Origin of the sequence: Catenovulum agarivorans YM01 (assembly GCF_000281085.1) — a bacterium.
Classification (GTDB): Bacteria; Pseudomonadota; Gammaproteobacteria; order Enterobacterales; family Alteromonadaceae; genus Catenovulum; species Catenovulum agarivorans.
Genome location: NZ_JH767527.1, coordinates 1 through 18,512 on the forward strand (window position 1 = coordinate 1; position 18,512 = coordinate 18,512).

Genomic DNA, 18,512 nt, shown 5'->3' on the forward strand with positions numbered 1-18,512 from the left:
ATCCGTACGTACGGTTCTGTGAGAGGGATGAGGCGTAAGCCTCACCCTACTTGATCTTTTTAAATAATTGTTTCTTTATTATTTTATCCATTCCTTCTGAATCTTTTTGACTTACCTTAACATATTGATATTTAATCTATTATTTTGTCTCGACAGGTTTGTCTTATAGGCATATTTCTTTATTTGTTTCAAAAATGTTGCCATTTGGGGTTGTCTCTCTTGTCTTACATGTTATTATGCTACCGGTGGCACGTTAATGAGAAGTAAAAGAAATAAAAGGGTGTTGAATAAGTGGCTGTGATAAAGCTGTCGAGCTAAACAACACTTTTGACTTAAAGGTATTAAATATGAGAGACACTAAAAAATTTAGTTACAGTACAATTTTTTCAAGCATGTTGTTAACTGGCGCTTTGATGCCATTGGGTGCAATTGCAGCTGATGCAGGCGCAGAGGAAGAAGCCGAAGTAATTAAAGTTACTGGTTTTAGAAGTAGTTTGAATGCCGCTCTAATGAGCAAGCGTGATGCGGTTGGTTCGAAAGATGTCATTTTAGCGGAAGATATTGGTAAATTCCCAGACTTAAACGTGGCTGATTCACTTAGTCGTGTACCAGGTATCTCTGTTGAAGAGGACGGTGGTGAAGGTCGTCAAATCACCATCCGTGGTTTAGGTTCACGTTTTGTTAAAACAACTATCAACGGTATGGAATCAGCTTCAGCTGGAGCTGGCACTGACGCTGGTGGTGGTTCTAACACTTCTCGTGCATTCGACTTTAATACATTTGCTTCTGAGCTGTTTACGCAAGTTGAAGTAGACAAATCTACTTCTGCAGCATTAGAAGATGGTGGTATCGGTGGTAATGTTAATTTGCAATCAGCAAGACCATTCCAATACCAAGGCACAAAAGTAGCGTACAACTTAAATGCCCGTTATAACGATATCGCAGGTGACGTAACACCGCGTGTATCTTTTATGGCTAGTAAAAACTGGGATAACAAATTTGGTGTATTAGCTTCTGTTGCTTACAACGAAGGTGTAGTTCAATCAGAAGGTGCAACAACTGTACGCTGGACTGTGTTAAACCCGAAGCACAATGGTAACAAAGCTGACACTGAAAATTATGCACCGAATGGTGATAATTTGTTAATAGAAGCTCCTAAAACCGTGGTAAATGAAAAAGGTTTATATACAAATGATAACCTAGACGGTTTGTATATTCCGCGTATTCCACGTTATTCTATTTTCGAGCAAAATCAAGAGCGTTTGGGTGTCACAACTGCATTTCAATTTGCTCCAACCGATGATCTCGTTTTAAGTTTAGACGTATTGCATGCGTCTTTATCGACTACGATGAACGAATATCAATACTCAGTATTGTTCCGTGATAACAAAGGTACAAATCCTGCTCAATATGCTGAAGCTCTAGTAACTGATGAAAACAACATGGTTGCTGCTGGTGCTTTCTCCAATACCTTTATCCGCTCGGAAGCACGTCAAGATAAATCAGAATCTGAATTTACCCAGATTTCTTTTAATGCTGATTGGTACATTACTGACAAATTAAAAGCTGAGTTTTTAGTTGGAACAGGTGCATCGAAATTAACCGTTCCTCACCAGCGCACTTTTGCCTTAGATTCAAAGGGTTCTGTTACTGCTTATAGCTTTGACAGTGGTGTAGACCCGTTAGATTTAGTTAATAATCCAGCGGCGTTACAAACTGGTGGTTCAATGGATCAAGATATGATGTCTTGGGCATTTTTACCAAATGTTATCGCTGATGATGCAGAGTCTAATTCTTTCACAAGTACAGGAAACTATACTCGTGACCAATTAAAAGAAAGAATGCGTGATGGTAGCAACTATGTTGTTGGTTTAGCTCGTAATAGAAACCAAACAATTGACAGTGACAACTCATCATTGAAGCTAGATTTTTCATATGAAATTAACGACTCGCTAACAGCACGTTTTGGTGTTAACAAGCGTGTATTCGAAACTTCAAATCGTGAATATCGTAATGACTGGAAAAAACTTACTTTAGATGCGTCTAAAGAATCAGGCGCTGATTCTGAAATTGTCGACGCGACTGCAGAGAGTTTAGCAGGCGAAAACTATGCGACAACGCTTTCTGATTTAGGCGTAGAGTTTGGTAATGCGGCTGACGTACCGGGTACTTCAACTCTAGATACGTCTACTTGGTTAACACCTGATTATAATAAAATGATGGCTGCTTTTGGTGACGAAACTCACTTTGAAACTCGTTTGCGTGCAGATGCTGCTTACGATATCAAAGAAGAAGTTTTAGCACTATACGGTCAATTAGACTTTAATTTCGATTGGGCATTACCTGTTCGTGGTAACATAGGTTTACGCTATTTAGACAATAAAAACCAATCTTCAACTATCTTAAAAACCAGTTATGACAAAGATGCGCGTTTAGCTAAAGAAGGTGGATATCAGTGGACAACTGATACCAGTGAAGGCTCTGACGTTTTACCATCATTAAACTTGGCTGTAGATTTAACTGATGACTTAGTTGGTCGTTTCAGTGTTGGTAAAGCTATTACTCGTCCAAAATTGTCTGACTTACGTAGTACAGTGGTAATTAAAGCGCCACAGAAAAATGAAGATCCAAACGAAGAAGATTCAGCTGGTAGCATCGAAGTTGGTGCAGGTCCATCTCTTAAGCCGTATGAATCAACACAAATGGATTTGGGTTTAGAGTGGTATTTCTCGGATGAAGGTTTGTTGGCAACAACATTCTTCTATAAAGATATTACTGATTTACGCAAAACTACGTTAAATACGTCATTACCTGATTCGTATTTAGCTAGCCTAGGTGTTTCGGCTGAGGAAATAGCCCGTATAAACTCAGAATTCCCTGACTATACATGGTCTGTTAAGCAATTGGTTAACACTGATCCTACTAGCATGTGGGGCGCTGAATTCATTTACCAGCAACCACTAACTTTCTTACCTGAGCCTTTCAATAACTTAGGTGTACAAACCAACTATACATACATTGACTATACGTTTGAAGATGAAGACCCGTTCTATGGTACAAAACGAGAGTTAGTTGCATTAGAAACTTCAGAAAATACCTTCAACGCGACTGTGTATTATGAAGTTGAAGATTGGAGTGCACGTATCTCTTATGGTTACCGCGATGGTTACAATAAAGATTTACGTAACGAATATAAAGACGAAGGTACTTACGGTCGTGGTTACGCTGACAAAGGTACTTGGAAGTTCTCTGCTAAGTACAGCTTAACTGAAGATATGGCTTTATCATTTGAAGCGATTAACTTAACCAATGAGTCTAAGAAGCAATGGCAAAACTTTGACAACCATCAACCGGTTGAATACTTAGTACATGGCCGCCAATTCTTAATCGGCTTACGCGGTACTTTATAACTTAACTCTAAGTTAAATTGTCTAATAAAAGCTGGATGTTGCGCAAGTGACATCCAGCTTTTTTGTTTTTTACTTTGGCTTAACTCACGACATTAATACTGTTATGAGGATAACTAGCCCATGGAAAGCAAGTTTTGCTCTAACGTTGAGCTTAACTTAGCCATTCTATAATTGGGTGGAGAATTTTTGGAAAGTACAGTACTAATACACAAGCATAACCAGCAACAATTAAGGTTAGGGCGGAACTAAAAAACACTGCTTTGCCTTTGTTAGATGCCTGTAATTGTGCGCTTGTTGCCAAGTGTCTTTGTTGATTATGTGAACATTGGCAAAAGCTTTCTATGGTTTGTTGGTACAGTTCGAAATTACTCGTGTCTATCTGCTTTAATGCACGCACATCGGCTTCAATTTCAACTGTCTTTGTTAATTGAACATAAAATTTGTTTGCGATAGTTGATGGCCACACTTTAACTAGCCAACTTACTAGCCATTTTTTTAGGTTATCTTTGTGCAGTTTATGTGATAACTCATGTGCCAGTACCAAGGTAAGTTGCTCTTGATTGAGCGTATTTAACAGTTGGTTAGATATAAAAACCTGTGGGTTTAACAGCCCGGCACACCAAGCAATAGCTTGGTCTGATTGAATAATTTTGTACCCTTGTTGGCTATTTTTTGCAAAGCTATCCAGTGTATTAAAATAAGTTTTTGCCAGCTTAATTTGTCTCAGCATTAACACAGTTACAGTTACAACAATCGCAGTAATAAAAACAATTAAATAATCGACAGGTGCGTGTGTATTGGAGCTAACAATTGTGTGCGGTTGGCAATTCTGTGCATGGCAATGAGGGGTTATTAAATTTGGGATTAAATCCGGGTTAAATAAAATAATGGTAGCCAGAGTTGCAATAAAAACCGGCACAAGCGCGTAAAGTAAATACATGCTTGAAGAGAGGTTGCGCCAATTGCTTGTTAATTTTATAAGCTTACTGAAAACACCATTATAGACAACAGCTTGTATTACAGAGCTTGCGTAAAATATCAGGGAAAATAATAAAATTATTTGGCCAATTGATACAACAATTGCTGGCATTATTTATCGTCAGGTTTTTGTTGGTTTTCTTGTTCGGCAATAAAGTCCATAAAACCTGAAATCATAGGGGCTAAATTACCATCGCTAATTTCTTGGGAAATATCATTCAATAATTGGTGAACAACCTGCTGCTGAGATATTTTAGCTGAGTACAAATAACTGCGACCAACTTTTTCGCGGCTGAGTAACTCTTTTCTATATAAGCGCTCAAGCGTACTCTGAATAGTCGACAAGCTAGTGTCGTCTTGGCCAACAGCTTCGAATATTTGTTGCGCGTTGGCTGATTTAGTCGCCCAAAATAACTTTAATACTTGAATTTCTCTAGCGCCAAGCGCGGGTAAACTCGGTTTACTTCTATGCTGATTGAGCCAATTTGACAAACTTTTAGTAAAAAACATTTGTTAACACCGAGTGCTTATCGGTTTTCCATATTTGATTGATAATGACCGAATCAATTCTCCACAAAGCAAAGAACTAGTCAATGGTTAGTTCTTTATTAACCTGAACTCTGGATAAAAAATTAGCTAAGAGTTTGTAATTTATTACAAAGTTTAATCATAACTCTTCTAGGGAGATAGTTATTCTTAGAGCAAGGCGAATTTGCGTACGTAATAGCAGGCTATTACTAGCGAATTCAACGCAGCAGTAAGGATAAATAGCCCCTAGAAAGCAAGTTTTTATCCAGAGTTTAGGTTTAGTATACAAAAACAGGAATAAATAAGTGAAGTATTTAGCTGCATCAATTGCACTTGCACTCGGTTTACCTAACTTTGTTTTTGCCCATGAAGGCACTGAACAAAAAGATAAAATTGAATCAATTGAAGTTGTTGGTCGCCAAGTTGTATTGTCACCAGACAATATCTCATCGTCACAAGGTGTTGTCAGCCAACAAGAGTTTGAATTACGACCTTTATCACGCACCGGTGATATTTTAGAGTTTGTCCCAGGTATGGTGGTAACTCAGCATTCAGGCTCAGGTAAAGCGAATCAATATTTTTTACGTGGGTTTAATCTTGATCACGGCACTGATTTTGCTACTTCTATCGATGGTATGCCAGTTAATATGGTCACGCATGGCCATGGCCAAGGTTACACCGATTTAAACTTTATCATTCCGGAAACCATTGCCACTATGACCTATAAGAAAGGTGGTTATTATGGCGAAGTGGGGGATTTTAGCGGCGCTGGATCTGGTGAGTTTGTCACTGTTAATCAAGCTAAATCACAAGTTGAAGCAACTTTGGGCGATGATCAATATCAAAGATTTTTGGCAATTTATAGCGGCAAAGTTAGCCAAGATTCAACATTAGTAACAGCTGCTGAGCACCAAAAATTTGCAGGTCCTTGGACGGATGTTGATGAAGATACGCAAAAAACTAACTTTTTTGCCAAATTAACCAGTCAATTAACTGATAGCCAGCTCGATATCAGTTTTATGTATTACGATAACAGTTGGAATAGTGCAGACCAAATTCCTAGCCGCGCTGTAACCAGTGGTTTAATTGATAAATACGGTTCAATTGATACAAGTGTTGGTGGCCAAAGTGAGCGTGTGAGTTTAAATTTAGCTTGGCAAAATGATCACATTAGTTTTAACCAATATTGGATCCGCTCTGAACTAAACTTGTGGTCAAACTTTACTTACTTTTTAGATGATCCTGTTAATGGCGATCAATTTGAGCAGGTTGATAAACGCGATATATTCGGTGGGAACTTAAGCTACACAGAGCAGTTTAACCTATTTGGTTTTGCGAGCGAACAAACCTTTGGTGCGCAGTGGCGATTTGATGATATCGACGAAGTGGGTTTATATCATACCAAACAGCGTCAACGTTTAGGTGTAACTCGTAGTGACAAAGTTAAGCAGTCAAGCATTAGTGCATATTGGAAAAATAAACTTGCTTGGACTGATAGGTTAACCAGCCATTTTGCTGTGCGTTACGATAATCATGATTTTGAAGTAACAGACTTAGCCGGTGTGAATAGATTTGGCTACGATTTATCTGCCAACTCAGGTTCAAACTCAGATGATTTATGGTCGTTTAAAACCAGCTTAAACTTCCAACAGTCTGAACATTTTAATTGGCACATTGCTATAGGCCAAGGTTTCCATTCAAATGATGCACGTGGCACAAGCATAAGCATCGATCCACAATCGGGCGAAGCCATAGATAAAGTCGACCCTCTGGTGCGTTCACTTGGTTGGGAAGCTGGCTTTAGTGGCTTTTTACTACCTGAACAATTATCTGGCTGGCATGTGTCGGCGGCGTTATGGGCGTTAGAGTTAGACAGTGAACTCTTGTTTGTTGGTGATGCAGGTAATACTGAAGTCAGTGATGCAAGCGAGCGCCAAGGTTTTGAGTTAACCAGTTATTATCAAATTAATCCTAACTGGCAGTTTGACTTTGAATATGCCTATACAGATGCACGTTACCAAGCTTCAAACGACTATGTACCGGGCGCAATTAAACATGTAGCACAAACGGGTATAACCGCGAAAACTGAGCAAGGTTGGTTTGGTAGCTTGCGTGTGCGCTATTTTGGCAAACGTCCGTTAGAAGAGCAGGGCGAAGTAAATGCGGATGCAAGCACAACATTAAACATGCGTTTAGGTTATGAAACAGAGCGTTGGCAATATCACTTAGATTTAATTAATTTAACCAATTCTAGTGCACGTGATATTGAATACTTTTATCCATCACGTTTAACGGACGAAGCTGACGAGGGCATCGAAGACATTCACTATCACCCAGCTTTACCATTTAGTGCTAGGTTGAGTGTTAGTTACAAGTTTTAAACTGTTACTTAGAGCTAAATCAATATAAATAGCGATAATCAGCTGGTGATAAAAGCCATTTAGTCAAGGCAAGTTGGCACAGGCATAGTGGTTCTATACCAAGCCAACTTAACGCAGAATAAATGGCTTTTAGCCCAGCCTTTCAGGAGCCTCACAGACAGCTCACTTCTGTGTTGTATCATTTTGAAAGGTACCTACATTCCTACAATGATACGCCTTGAATTGAACTGTCTGTGATGGCTCTGATACTCGCAATTTATATTGATTTAGCTCTTTAACAAAAAGAACGCCCTAACTAATTCCTAACGACATGCATTTGGAGCCAACAGGCTCCTTGTTAGGGCGTTTAATAAAAAGGGTATTTAACCTTTATTCAATGCTTTTTGAATACTTTCACATTGTTGTGAAATAGTTTCTTCAGGTTGTTTGAAGTTGTAAGTGAATAGTTGGATCCAATTCGCTTGCGCTTCACGGATAACTAATTTGCCAATTTCAACAGCACCAAATTTTGAAAAATGGGTGTTGTCTTGTTTGCCTTCTGGATAGCGCGGATGTTCACCCGGTTCTACACTCATAAATAAAGATTTCGACTGCTCAGGCCCTAAACAAGTTAATAGCTCACCACTTGATTTCATTAAATCAATCATAGGTACGTTTTGCTCACGTGCTACTTCACGGACTAGGCTAGGGTAGATGCCATGTGCATCTTTTAGTTTATTTTCACCATCAAAGTATCGGCGCATTACCGGAGTGATTAACACTGGAAATGCATGTTTTTGCCTAACTTCTAACACCATGCGCTCTAGGTTAACTTTATAGTCAACAGGCGCAGTATATCTGTCTTGTTTGTGATACGAAGCATCGTTATGACCAAACTGAATAACTACCCAGTCACCGGCTTGAGCTTCATCAATAACGGCTTGCCATCTTTGCTCTTCAATAAAGGTACGCGTGCTTCGACCGCCTTTAGCATGGTTAGAAATTTTTAAGCTGGAGTCTGCATTTTTCAAGGTTGGCAGTAATTGCCCCCAACCAAAATCAGGACCGCGCTCGGGGTCAACATCTTGCATAGTTGAATCACCCGCCATAACGAGCGTTTGTGCATTAATGTTTGCACTAAAAGTTAAAGCTAGAGAAATAAACAGAGTTGAAAGTTGTTTTTTCATATTATGCCAATTATGGTTTATATTTGGTATGTAAATGATATATTAAATAAATGATAAATGCTACCGGTGGCATTGGTTTTTGATGGGATTAAATTAAGTAAATAGCATGAATATGATAATTAAAGCGCTTGTGGCACTGACTTTGTTTTTAACTTATATGACAAGTATCGCACTGGCAAACACTTACCCAGTTGACGATGGCTACACTGTTTATGAGAGATATGCACGCTACTCAAAAAAGCAGCCAAGCATGCAATTTCCAACCATAGCGTTAGCGCATGGTGCTTGCTCACAGTTTAATATCGCTTATTTTGAGCATAAAAAAACAGACAGGCCACGCAGTTTACATTTAGATGTTTTCTATCCTAACAGTCATCCAACTTGCTTAAATGGAGAGTCTGCTGCTAAAGAACAAAAAAACTATAGCAGTGTCGTGCTTATTCATGGTGGCGGTTGGCGCTCTGGCAATAAGTCACATATGCATTATTTGGCTAGTTTGTTGGTACAAAAGGGTTATTTAGTGTTTGTACCTGAATATACCTTATCAGCTGAAGCGCCTTATCCTGCCAGTTTAACTGATTTACAAATGGCCTTTAGCTGGATAGCACAACAACAGCCAAAATTATTGGTCGATTTAAACGATATCAGCATAGGTGGTGGTTCATCCGGTGGCCATATAGCAGCTCTAATTGGCCTAAAAAACAACAATCCATCAGGCATTAAATTCAAACATATTATTGATATGGATGGGGTGTTAAACCTAACTGATGAAGCCGCACTCAAATACGAAAATAAAAAAGGGAAAAACTCGGCAATGGCTCTTTGGCTAAGCGGTTTAACTTTTGAAGAAAATCCAAGGTTGTGGCAAGCCGTTTCGCCTGTAGAACATATTAACTCTGAATCTGCTAACTTGTTGTTAATTGGTAGTGGTCAAGCAAGGTTTTCGGTTGGTTTTGAATTAGCAAAAACTAAACTGAATAAACTTGGTAAAACAGCCAGCGAGTTCCATTTTGATAATATACCGCACACCTTTTGGTTGTTCGAACCTTGGGCGAGCCAAGTAGCAGAAAAAATAGATACTTTTATTAAAAATTAATAAGTTAAACACCTGACAGGAATGGACTTTGCGCTTATGATTTGAAGCAGTTATTCAGCTTTAGTAGGAAAATATCAATGGCTTTAGAATTATACGGCTCAAATCCATCTCCTTATGTTCGCCGCATTCGCATGTTACTAGACGGTTTAGATTACACTTTTCACAACGTGAATGTGTACGATCCAGAATTTAGAAAAATTTATACCAGCATTACCCCAATCAAAAAGTTACCGACTTTAGTAGTAGACGACCAATCAATTTTCGACTCGCACGTTATCGCCCAATATTTATTTGAGTTAAAAAAACTACCAACACTGACTTTGGGTGAACTTAATTTAATCAGCGCAATTGATGCTGTAACCGACTCGTTAGTAATCTTGTTTATGGGCATGCGTTCTGAGCTTGAAGTATCCAATGAACGACTGATTTTTTCACTACAAATGGACCGCGTTCCAACTTGTTTAATGTGGTTAGAAGAACAAGCCAAACTCGGCGCGTTTAACCAATTAAACTACCCAACCATGTGTTTAATTGGCTTAATAGACTGGGCTGAATTCCGCCAGCTATACGACTTTAGCGACTTCCCAACATTAATTGCTGCGAAACAACAGCATGATGAAGTGGAGTTGGTGAAGGCTACGTTTCCGACGGCTTAATGATTGGTTATGTGCACTATTAAAAATGTGTTGTTGCATAGTTAGCAGCAACACATAAGTTTATTCTGATAGCTCCGCAGCTTTTTGCTTAACTTCTGCATACCTTAACGGCTCACATATCCCAAAGCCTTTAACATTCGCTTTTACTTTGTGCCTTGCAAACATAGGTGTGCTAATGCCGGTTAAAAATCGGGTAATTGTAGTGGTTGATGGGATCTCATTTTTACTTGCAAGGTAGGTTTTGAGGTTAGAAACCACTTGCTCAATTTGCTGATTTTCTGGCCAATTAGCCCGTGTTGAATAGGTTAACTTTGCGACTTTACTTTGGCAAACCGAACAATGGCCACAATGTTCAGGCGCGTTTTTGTCACCAAAATAAGCAGCAAGGTTGTAGCTTAAGCATTTATCTAGTTCAAAAAAGCGTACCAAAGTTGCTATGCGGTTTATTTCTTTAGTTTCTTTATCAGTAAAATATTCATACAACTCATTGGCTAAGTTTTCATTGTTCAAAACTTGCATGTTCACTTGATAAACTTCTGTCATTAGCCTGTTTTGTAGTTCAATTAAACCTTGCTCAGCTAAATATTCTAGTGCGGTTATAATGCGTCCGCGCTCGCTTGGTAGTGTTTGCTGCAAAGCATCAAAATTTACTGTTCCCCAAGTGCGTTTAAAATCCGTGTTCGCAAATATTTGCTGCAAAAAGCTTTGGCGTTGGTTATCAAACTTAGCCAAAATTTCTTGCTGTTCGGTTAATAATTTAATTTTGTATTCTGCAAAATAACTATACATTGGCTTTAGTACGCCAATCAGTTCTAGTTGTACCAAAAGCGTTTTAAGCGGCAGTTGGCGAATATTAGTTTGGTTTGATAAATCATGAATTAATAAATCCCATTGGTTAGAATTTGCTGTGCCTTGGTAACTTTGCTCTGCTATTTGTTTAAGTAATATTTGAATGCCAGCAAGCTCAGGTGTATCACCATAAACAAAGTTTTCTAAAGTAGTTAAGCTGTCTAAATTTGCTAGCGTTATGCAGTGGGAATTTTGCCCGTCACGCCCCGCACGGCCAATTTCTTGGCTGTAGTTTTCTATCGATTTTGGTAAGTCGTAATGAATAACAAAGCGAATATTGTTTTTGTCTACACCCATGCCAAAGGCAATGGTGGCAACCACAACATCTACTTGGTTATTCATAAAATCGAGCTGAATAGTTTGGCGTACTTGGTTGTCTAAACCCGCATGATAGGCTTTAGCGTTTATATTGTTTGCGCGTAAAAACGCAGCAACTTGCTCAGCGGTGTTTTGTAGCGTTACATACACAATCCCAGCTTGTTGGTTAGTAACTTTGGGCTGAATAATATTAAGCAATGTGTTGTTTTTGGCTTGCTCAGTAACAGCTTCAATGTCTAAGTGTAAATTGGGTCGATAGAAGCCGGTTTGCACTATATGTTGTTTATCTATAGCAAATTTATTTGCCATATCTAGTTTTACTTTATTGGTAGCAGTTGCGGTTAATAACAATACTTGTGGAATGTTTAGTTCGCTTTTGTAGGCTGGTAGTTTTAAATAATCGGGACGAAAATTATGTCCCCATTCAGATATACAGTGCGCTTCGTCTACTACCAAGATTGAAATGGGTACTGAATCAATGAGCTGGCGAAACCTTTCGTTTTTAAAACGCTCGACCGACACCATTAATATTTTTGGTTTGTTTTGTTTAATGTCGGCGCAAACTTGTTGGTATTCATCATAACTTAAACTTGAATCTAAACTCGCAGCGGCTATGCCTTTACTGGTTAAAAAATCTAATTGATCTTTCATCAATGCGAGCAATGGTGATACTACTAAAGTTAAGTTGGGCAAGTGCAGGGCAGTCAACTGGTAACACAAAGATTTACCTGAACCCGTAGGAAAAACCGCTAACGATGAATGGCCAGCAAGTAGGTTATTTATCACCTCAGCTTGGCCGCTGCGTAATTGGCTAAAGCCAAAAGTTTGTTCTAGGGTATTTTGTACTTCGGATGGTAATTGTGATTGTGAATGCATAGTACTTCCAACAGTCCTTTGTCTTATTTGGTTCGCAACAAGAGTCGATTGTAGCTATAATCGCGGCCGATTTTCAATGTTACTGGTGATTTATGTCTTTTGCTGCCCTTGGGTTAAACTCCACGCTTTTACAAACGCTCAACCAATTAGGTTACGAGCAACCAACGCCCATTCAAGCGCAAGCTATTCCTGTGGTTTTACAAGGCAAAGACATAATGGCTGGCGCACAAACAGGTACGGGTAAAACCGCTGCATTTGCGCTGCCGATAATAGATAAATTATTGGCAAAACCAGCTAGTACTTCAGACAAAAAACAATTAGCAGCTCTAGTATTAACACCAACCCGAGAACTTGCTCAGCAGGTGCACAACAATTTTTGCCAATACGCTGACAACACCGAACTTAAAATTGAAATTGCTTATGGTGGTGCCAGTTTAACGCCACAGATTAATCGCTTAAAAGATGGTGCTGATGTATTGGTGGCAACCCCAGGGCGATTAATTGATTTAATGTTTAAAGGTGTGGTTGATTTAGCCCATTTACAATTTTTGGTCTTTGATGAAGCCGACCGCATGTTAGATATGGGCTTTATTAATGACATTGAACGTATATTAAAACGCGTGCCTGAACAGCGGCAGACTATGTTATTTTCAGCCACTTTCGATTCAAGTATTTTTAAGCTGAGTAAAAGTATACTCAAGGATCCAACTTTAATTGAGGTGGACGATAGAAATACTGCGGCAACCAGTGTCGAACAAATTGTTTATCAGGTAGATGAGGATAGAAAACGAGAATTAACCTCTTACTTAATCGGCTCAAAAAATTGGCAACAGGTGTTGATATTTACTCGTACCAAACAAGGTGCAGATAACCTTGCGAAAGAAATGATTAAAGATGGCATTAAAACCCAAGTGATCCACGGTGATAAAACCCAAGGCAGGCGCGATGCTGCGTTAGCTGATTTTAAATCTGGCGAGGTTAGGGCATTGGTCGCTACTGATGTCGCCGCGCGTGGAATTGACATTCAGCAACTACAATATGTGATTAATTATGAATTGCCGTACGCAGCTGAAGATTATATCCATCGCATTGGTCGCACAGGCCGTGCAGGGAATTCTGGCACTGCTATTACTTTAGTCAGTGAAGATGAAAATTATCTATTAGAAGATATCGAAGCTTTGTTAGATCAAAGACTCGCTCCACAATGGCTGGCAGGTTATGAGCCAGATCCGACTAAAAATACTAATAGCCGCAAAAACAGCCGATCTGCAGAAAAGCGCCGAGCTAAACAACGAGCCATGCCGAAAAAACGCACTGGCAACAAATCTAAAGCGAGAAAGTTTTAATGACCAATAACGATATTCTACGCCGCTTGCGTTACACCTTTAACTTGAACGAAGCGCAAATGTCACAAATGATGGAAACAGCAGGCACTGCAGCCGCTCCGGATTTAATTAGCCAATGGTTAAAAAAAGATGACGATGCTTATTATGTGCGCTGCAGTGACAGAGAGTTTTCTACCTTTTTAAATGGTTTTATAAATTTAAAACGCGGTAAACGTGAAGGGTCAACACCTAAACCAGAAGACCATTTAAACAACAATATTATTTTTATGAAGCTGAAAATTGCGCTTAATTTACAAGCTGAAGATATATTGGCTATTTTAAAGTTAGCTGAGTTCGATTTAAGCAAACATGAGCTCAGTGCGTTTTTTAGAAGAAACAATCACAGCCATTATCGTGAATGTAAAGACCAAGTTTTACGCCGTTTTTTAATGGGTTTACAGCTTAAATATGCGGAAGGAAAAAGCACAAAATAATCAGAACAGTTTCAATTTGGCTTTAAAAATTTGTGGCTAACAGCGTTAGCCACAAATTTGCAGGTACAGCTATTATTGCTGGCAGCGCTTTTCAATCGCATCAAATAAACGTGCACAAATATTGATGCCAAATGCGGCTTCAATTTCGCGAATACAAGTTGGGCTAGTTACATTAATTTCAGTTAACTTATTACCAATTACATCTAAACCAACAAATATTAGGCCTTTTTCTTTAAGTTTAGGCGCTACAGTTTTAGCTATTTGCCAATCGCTGTCTGAAAGTGGTCTTGCTTCACCACGCCCACCTGCAGCTAAGTTACCACGGGTTTCGCCTTGAGCTGGAATACGCGCTAAACAATATTCAACCGGTTCACCGTCAACCACCAAAATGCGTTTATCGCCTTCGGTAATCTCTGGAATATAGGTTTGGGCCATAGCATAACGAGTTTGATGTTCAGTTAGGGTTTCAATAATCACCCCAAGGTTTTTATCGTTTTCAGTTACACGAAAAATTGATGCGCCACCCATACCATCAAGTGGTTTTAAGATGATGTCTTTGTGTTTGGCATGAAACGCTTTTATTTGGTTTTTATCGCGTGAAACTAAAGTAGTCGGAGTTAAATCACTAAACCAAGCGGTAAAAAGCTTTTCGTTAGCATCACGTAAACTTTGTGGTTTATTTACAATTAAAGTGCCTTTTTCTTCGGCACGCTCAAGCATATAAGTTGCGTAAATATACTCAGTGTCAAAAGGTGGATCTTTACGCATTAAAATGGCGTCTAGCTCAGCAAGTGGTAAAGCTTCACTTTCTGATAAAAATTCAAACCATTGCTCGGGATCCTGCTCTACCTTGAGTTTGCGGGTGTTGGCATAACTTTCACCATCGAGTAAATACAAGTCTTGCATTTCCATGTAATAAATTTCATGGCCACGTGCTTGTGCTTCAAGCAACATAGCAAAACTTGAATCTTTCTTAATATTTATACTTTGGATGGGATCCATCACAATGCCAATTTTTAAACTCATATGCTTACCAAATTTTTGAGAACTGAAATAACTTTCCAAGATATTGGTACTAGTCAGAGTATATTCAAGTTAAATTTGCCAATTGCTATGTTTTAACGCTAAATTGTTGCTGCGCTAATTAAAAGTCAAAAGATATGAAACAAGAAAACTTAGAGTTGGATGTCAGCCAGCCGCAGTCAAAAAACACAAAAACACTACAAACTACTGAGTCTTGCGAGCTAAATGAGGTTGCGAGCGAAGTTTTAAGCGAGGGGGTAAAAGCGAGCCCTTCACTAAAAGATAAATTAGTTTCTTTGCATCACAAATATAATTTTACTTCTAGTAAAAGCTTATTTCTCACAATTCTATTGACCTCGGTTTTAGCCATAATATTTGGCTTGTTTCAGCATGATCAAACCAGTGATTATTTAATTCAGAGCCAAAAAATTAGAGATGTAGTTGCAGCACAGCCGCCGAGTACAAGCAAAGATGCGCAAGTTGAAACGGCCGAAATTAAACAACATTTACTGGCTATACAAGCGGCGATTAGTGCATCTTTGATTCACCCTATGGCCGAAAGCAACTTTTCAAGCGTGCTCACAGACATTACTAAGCTAGTTAACAAAATGGATGTGTTAATTGCACAAGCTGAGCAATATAAACAACGCCAAGAAATTGTGTTGTCGTCACTCAAGCAAATAGATGAGAGTAAAAATAACTATCGTAAAGCAATAGAGCCGACGTTAGAGCGTATGCGTAGTTACAAGAATGAAGCTAAATTTGAGCAATTAACGGCTAATGCCAATCAAACGGACTTATTTAACGCACTAAACTACAAACAAGCGGAAGAAAAGCTAGAAAACTTACAACTCGCGGCTGATAGGTTATTACAAAATTACGAATCGATATTTTACGCTCAAACTGTCCAAGAGCTAAATGCATTGATTACAAGTTACCCAAGTTCGGCACAACATTTTAAACAAGTTGTCCATGATTTTGCTGATATACCAACCAAAATGGCGCTGAAAACTTGGCAAAAGAACAATATTGATACCTTAGATGATATTACTAATTTAGCGGACAAACTGACCGCTAGGTTAGATTTTGCCAATCAATTAGAAAAGCTTAAACAACAAAGTGATCTGATAGTTGAGCAAACAAAGTTAATAGAAAATAGACTAACTGTGCATTTAATAAATAAAACTCAAGTACAGCCTTCAAGCAATTTCGCTTTATGGCTAGTGTTGGTTTTAGCGCTAATCGGCCTATATAAATATCAGCTAACTAACACCTTAAATAAATTGCTAGAAAAAATACCAAAGCAGGTTGAAAAAACAGCAAAATAGGCGATTCTTATTTTGTGTTCAGTAAAATAAATATAAAACTTATGGAAAGTGCAACGCCATTATTAAACGCCGCTTACCTGTCGGGTGAGGACATCAATATCGCAAGTTCTTTGTTATATAAGGCTTACCATGATGATCCATTTTTTATGGATTGTTTTAACAGCAAAGAGCAAGGTTACGAACAAAAACTCCGTGCCGCTATTCGTGAAGAATTGTTGGTCTTTTGGGAACAAAACCAGCCGATGATCGGCATTTATGACGACGATGATCACTTATTAGCTGTGGCTTGTTTAATTGAGCCGAATAGCAACTTTGGCTCAAAACGCTTTTGGCACTGGCGATTAAAAATGATGTTAACCGCTGGAATGGTGTCAACCAAAGCCATGATAGAAAAAGAACAGAAGGTGCGCGAAGCCATTCCCGCCGAGCAATATCATTTAATTGCCTTTATTGCGGTACACCCAAATCATCAACACCATGGTGTTGGACATTATTTGTTAGATGCAATTGACACTATGTTGGCTGAAGATAAAAACAGCCAAGGGGCAGGTGTGTTAGTGACGGTTGATAGCTATATTGGCTTTTTTGAACAAGCAGACTATCAACCAATCGCTGAACTTAAAGTCGGAGAAATTAACGCTAAGTTAATGTTTAAGTACGTTTATAGTGACTAACTTAATAATTAACTTTCGTAGGTGAGAGGGTCAACTGCATTGTTCAGCTTAAATGCTTCTAAACGTTCAGTGCAGGCACCACATTTACCACAGGCTTGCTCACGGCCGTTATAACAAGTCCATGTTTGGCTGTAATCTAAACCCATTTTTAAACCTTGGGTTAAAATGTCTATTTTGCTGTCGTTTAAAAATGGTGTTTCAATGCTAATAGGTTGGTAATCGGCTATTGCGCAAACCGCTTTCATTTTTTCAACAAATTCAGGGCGGCAGTCTGGGTATATTGCATGATCGCCTGCGTGTGCACCATAAAAGACCTTATTGGCTTTTATCGAAACCGCATAACCAACGGCAAGTGATAATAAAATCATATTGCGGTTTGGTACCACAGTTGATTTCATATTTTCCTCTTCGTAGTGGCCTTCGGGAATGTCAATATCGTCGGTTAATGAGCTGCCAGCTAACAATTGATTAATTGCCGAAATATCAACAATCTTGTGTGGAATATTTAAACCTTGGCAGACAGATTTTGCATATTCCAATTCTTTAACATGGCGCTGGCCATAATTAAACGATAACGCATATACTTCAAAGCCTTGCTGAATAGCTAAATTGAGTACAGTAAATGAGTCCATACCACCAGAATATATAACAACTACTTTTTCAGACATACTTTCCTCTCAATTCAGCTTATAATGCGGCGATAAGTGTACTCAGTAAAAGGCAGGTTACAAGCCTAATATGAATTATCCGGTTAATGAAATATTTGAAACCATACAAGGTGAAGGCGCCAAAACAGGTGTGCCATCGATATTTTTGCGTTTGCAAGGTTGCCCTGTGGGTTGCTCCTGGTGTGATACTAAACATACGTGGGAAGTAGATAAAACTAAACTAACGGATGTTGAAAACATTATAAATGTGTCAAACACCTCTGATTGTTGGGCTGATTTAGACGAGCAGATGTTGTTGACTCGTTTACAAAATTACTCGGCCAAACACATAGTGATCACAGGTGGTGAGCCTTGCATGTATGATTTGCGCCCGTTAACTGAATTGTTGCACGACAATGGTTTCACTACACAAATCGAAACCAGTGGTACATTTGAAATTTATACTCATAAAGATACTTATGTAACAGTGTCACCAAAAGTAGGTATGAAAGGTGGCTACAAAGTGCTTGAGTCGGCATTAAACCGCGCCAACGAGATTAAACACCCAGTCGCAACTGAACAACACATTGAAGATTTACATGCTTTGCTTGCACAAGTGACCCATGATAATTTTGTTGAAGTCTGTTTACAGCCAATCAGCCAAAAAAAGCGCGCAACTGAACTTGCGATTGCAGAATGTATAAAAAATAACTGGCGATTGTCAGTGCAAATGCATAAGTACTTGATGATTGATTAAAAAGGT

At 38.8% G+C, this 18,512-nt stretch carries 15 protein-coding genes; 9 read left to right on the forward strand and 6 right to left on the reverse strand.

What is annotated here, in order from left to right; all coding sequences use genetic code 11:
• Positions 1–347 precede the first annotated feature (347 nt).
• Positions 348–3,410, forward strand: coding sequence for a TonB-dependent receptor (locus WSC_RS0110150; protein WP_016955809.1), 3,063 nt, complete (start codon positions 348–350; stop codon positions 3,408–3,410).
• A gap of 151 nt (positions 3,411–3,561) precedes the next feature.
• Here WSC_RS0110150 and WSC_RS0110155 read toward each other — a convergent pair whose 3' ends face one another.
• On the reverse strand, positions 3,562–4,350 hold the full coding sequence (locus WSC_RS0110155) for a M48 family metalloprotease (RefSeq protein ID WP_157447256.1): 789 nt from the start codon (positions 4,348–4,350) through the stop codon (positions 3,562–3,564).
• A 149-nt stretch (positions 4,351–4,499) separates the two neighbouring features.
• Positions 4,500–4,898, reverse strand: a complete 399-nt coding sequence (locus tag WSC_RS22440) for a BlaI/MecI/CopY family transcriptional regulator (RefSeq protein ID WP_016955811.1) — start codon at positions 4,896–4,898, stop codon at positions 4,500–4,502.
• A gap of 323 nt (positions 4,899–5,221) precedes the next feature.
• Between WSC_RS22440 and WSC_RS0110165 the strand changes: the two genes are divergently transcribed.
• A complete protein-coding gene (locus WSC_RS0110165) occupies positions 5,222–7,297 on the forward strand; it encodes a TonB-dependent receptor (RefSeq protein ID WP_016955812.1) in 2,076 nt (691 codons plus the stop codon).
• 362 nt (positions 7,298–7,659) lie between these two features.
• On the opposite strand, the gene WSC_RS22445 is transcribed toward WSC_RS0110165, so the two are convergent.
• Positions 7,660–8,463 carry a rhamnogalacturonan acetylesterase gene (locus WSC_RS22445; protein WP_016955813.1) on the reverse strand — a complete coding sequence of 268 codons (804 nt, stop codon included), beginning with the start codon at positions 8,461–8,463 and terminating at the stop codon, positions 7,660–7,662.
• A 106-nt stretch (positions 8,464–8,569) separates the two neighbouring features.
• On the opposite strand from WSC_RS22445, the gene WSC_RS22450 reads away from it, so the two are divergent.
• The gene (locus tag WSC_RS22450; RefSeq protein ID WP_040394284.1) at positions 8,570–9,559 is read left to right on the forward strand and encodes an alpha/beta hydrolase; all 990 of its coding nucleotides are present in this window, start codon (positions 8,570–8,572) and stop codon (positions 9,557–9,559) included.
• A 77-nt stretch (positions 9,560–9,636) separates the two neighbouring features.
• Positions 9,637–10,215 carry a glutathione S-transferase family protein gene (locus WSC_RS0110180; protein WP_016955815.1) on the forward strand — a complete coding sequence of 193 codons (579 nt, stop codon included), beginning with the start codon at positions 9,637–9,639 and terminating at the stop codon, positions 10,213–10,215.
• Positions 10,216–10,275: 60 nt separating this feature from the next.
• On the opposite strand, the gene WSC_RS0110185 is transcribed toward WSC_RS0110180, so the two are convergent.
• Positions 10,276–12,258, reverse strand: coding sequence for a RecQ family ATP-dependent DNA helicase (locus WSC_RS0110185; RefSeq protein WP_016955816.1), 1,983 nt, complete (start codon positions 12,256–12,258; stop codon positions 10,276–10,278).
• A gap of 92 nt (positions 12,259–12,350) precedes the next feature.
• Between WSC_RS0110185 and WSC_RS0110190 the strand changes: the two genes are divergently transcribed.
• A complete protein-coding gene (locus WSC_RS0110190; RefSeq protein ID WP_016955817.1) occupies positions 12,351–13,604 on the forward strand; it encodes a DEAD/DEAH box helicase in 1,254 nt (417 codons plus the stop codon).
• Positions 13,604–14,077, forward strand: a complete 474-nt coding sequence (locus tag WSC_RS0110195; protein ID WP_016955818.1) for a YehS family protein — start codon at positions 13,604–13,606, stop codon at positions 14,075–14,077. Before WSC_RS0110190 ends, WSC_RS0110195 begins: the two co-directional genes overlap by 1 nt.
• 72 nt (positions 14,078–14,149) lie before the next feature.
• On the opposite strand, the gene gshB is transcribed toward WSC_RS0110195, so the two are convergent.
• Positions 14,150–15,103, reverse strand: coding sequence for a glutathione synthase (gshB, locus tag WSC_RS0110200; protein ID WP_016955819.1), 954 nt, complete (start codon positions 15,101–15,103; stop codon positions 14,150–14,152).
• 134 nt (positions 15,104–15,237) lie between these two features.
• On the opposite strand from gshB, the gene WSC_RS0110205 reads away from it, so the two are divergent.
• Entirely contained in the window at positions 15,238–16,428 is a 1,191-nt protein-coding gene (locus tag WSC_RS0110205) for a hypothetical protein (RefSeq protein WP_016955820.1), read from the forward strand.
• 14 nt (positions 16,429–16,442) lie between these two features.
• Positions 16,443–17,102, forward strand: a complete 660-nt coding sequence (locus WSC_RS0110210; protein WP_016955821.1) for a GNAT family N-acetyltransferase — start codon at positions 16,443–16,445, stop codon at positions 17,100–17,102.
• A gap of 8 nt (positions 17,103–17,110) precedes the next feature.
• On the opposite strand, the gene queC is transcribed toward WSC_RS0110210, so the two are convergent.
• Positions 17,111–17,770 (reverse strand): 7-cyano-7-deazaguanine synthase QueC, encoded by a 660-nt coding sequence (gene queC, locus WSC_RS0110215; RefSeq protein WP_016955822.1) that lies wholly within the window; start codon positions 17,768–17,770, stop codon positions 17,111–17,113.
• 70 nt (positions 17,771–17,840) lie between these two features.
• On the opposite strand from queC, the gene queE reads away from it, so the two are divergent.
• Complete coding sequence (queE, locus tag WSC_RS0110220; RefSeq protein ID WP_016955823.1) at positions 17,841–18,506, forward strand: 7-carboxy-7-deazaguanine synthase QueE; 666 nt, start codon at positions 17,841–17,843, stop codon at positions 18,504–18,506.
• The last annotated feature ends 6 nt before the right edge of the window (positions 18,507–18,512 follow it).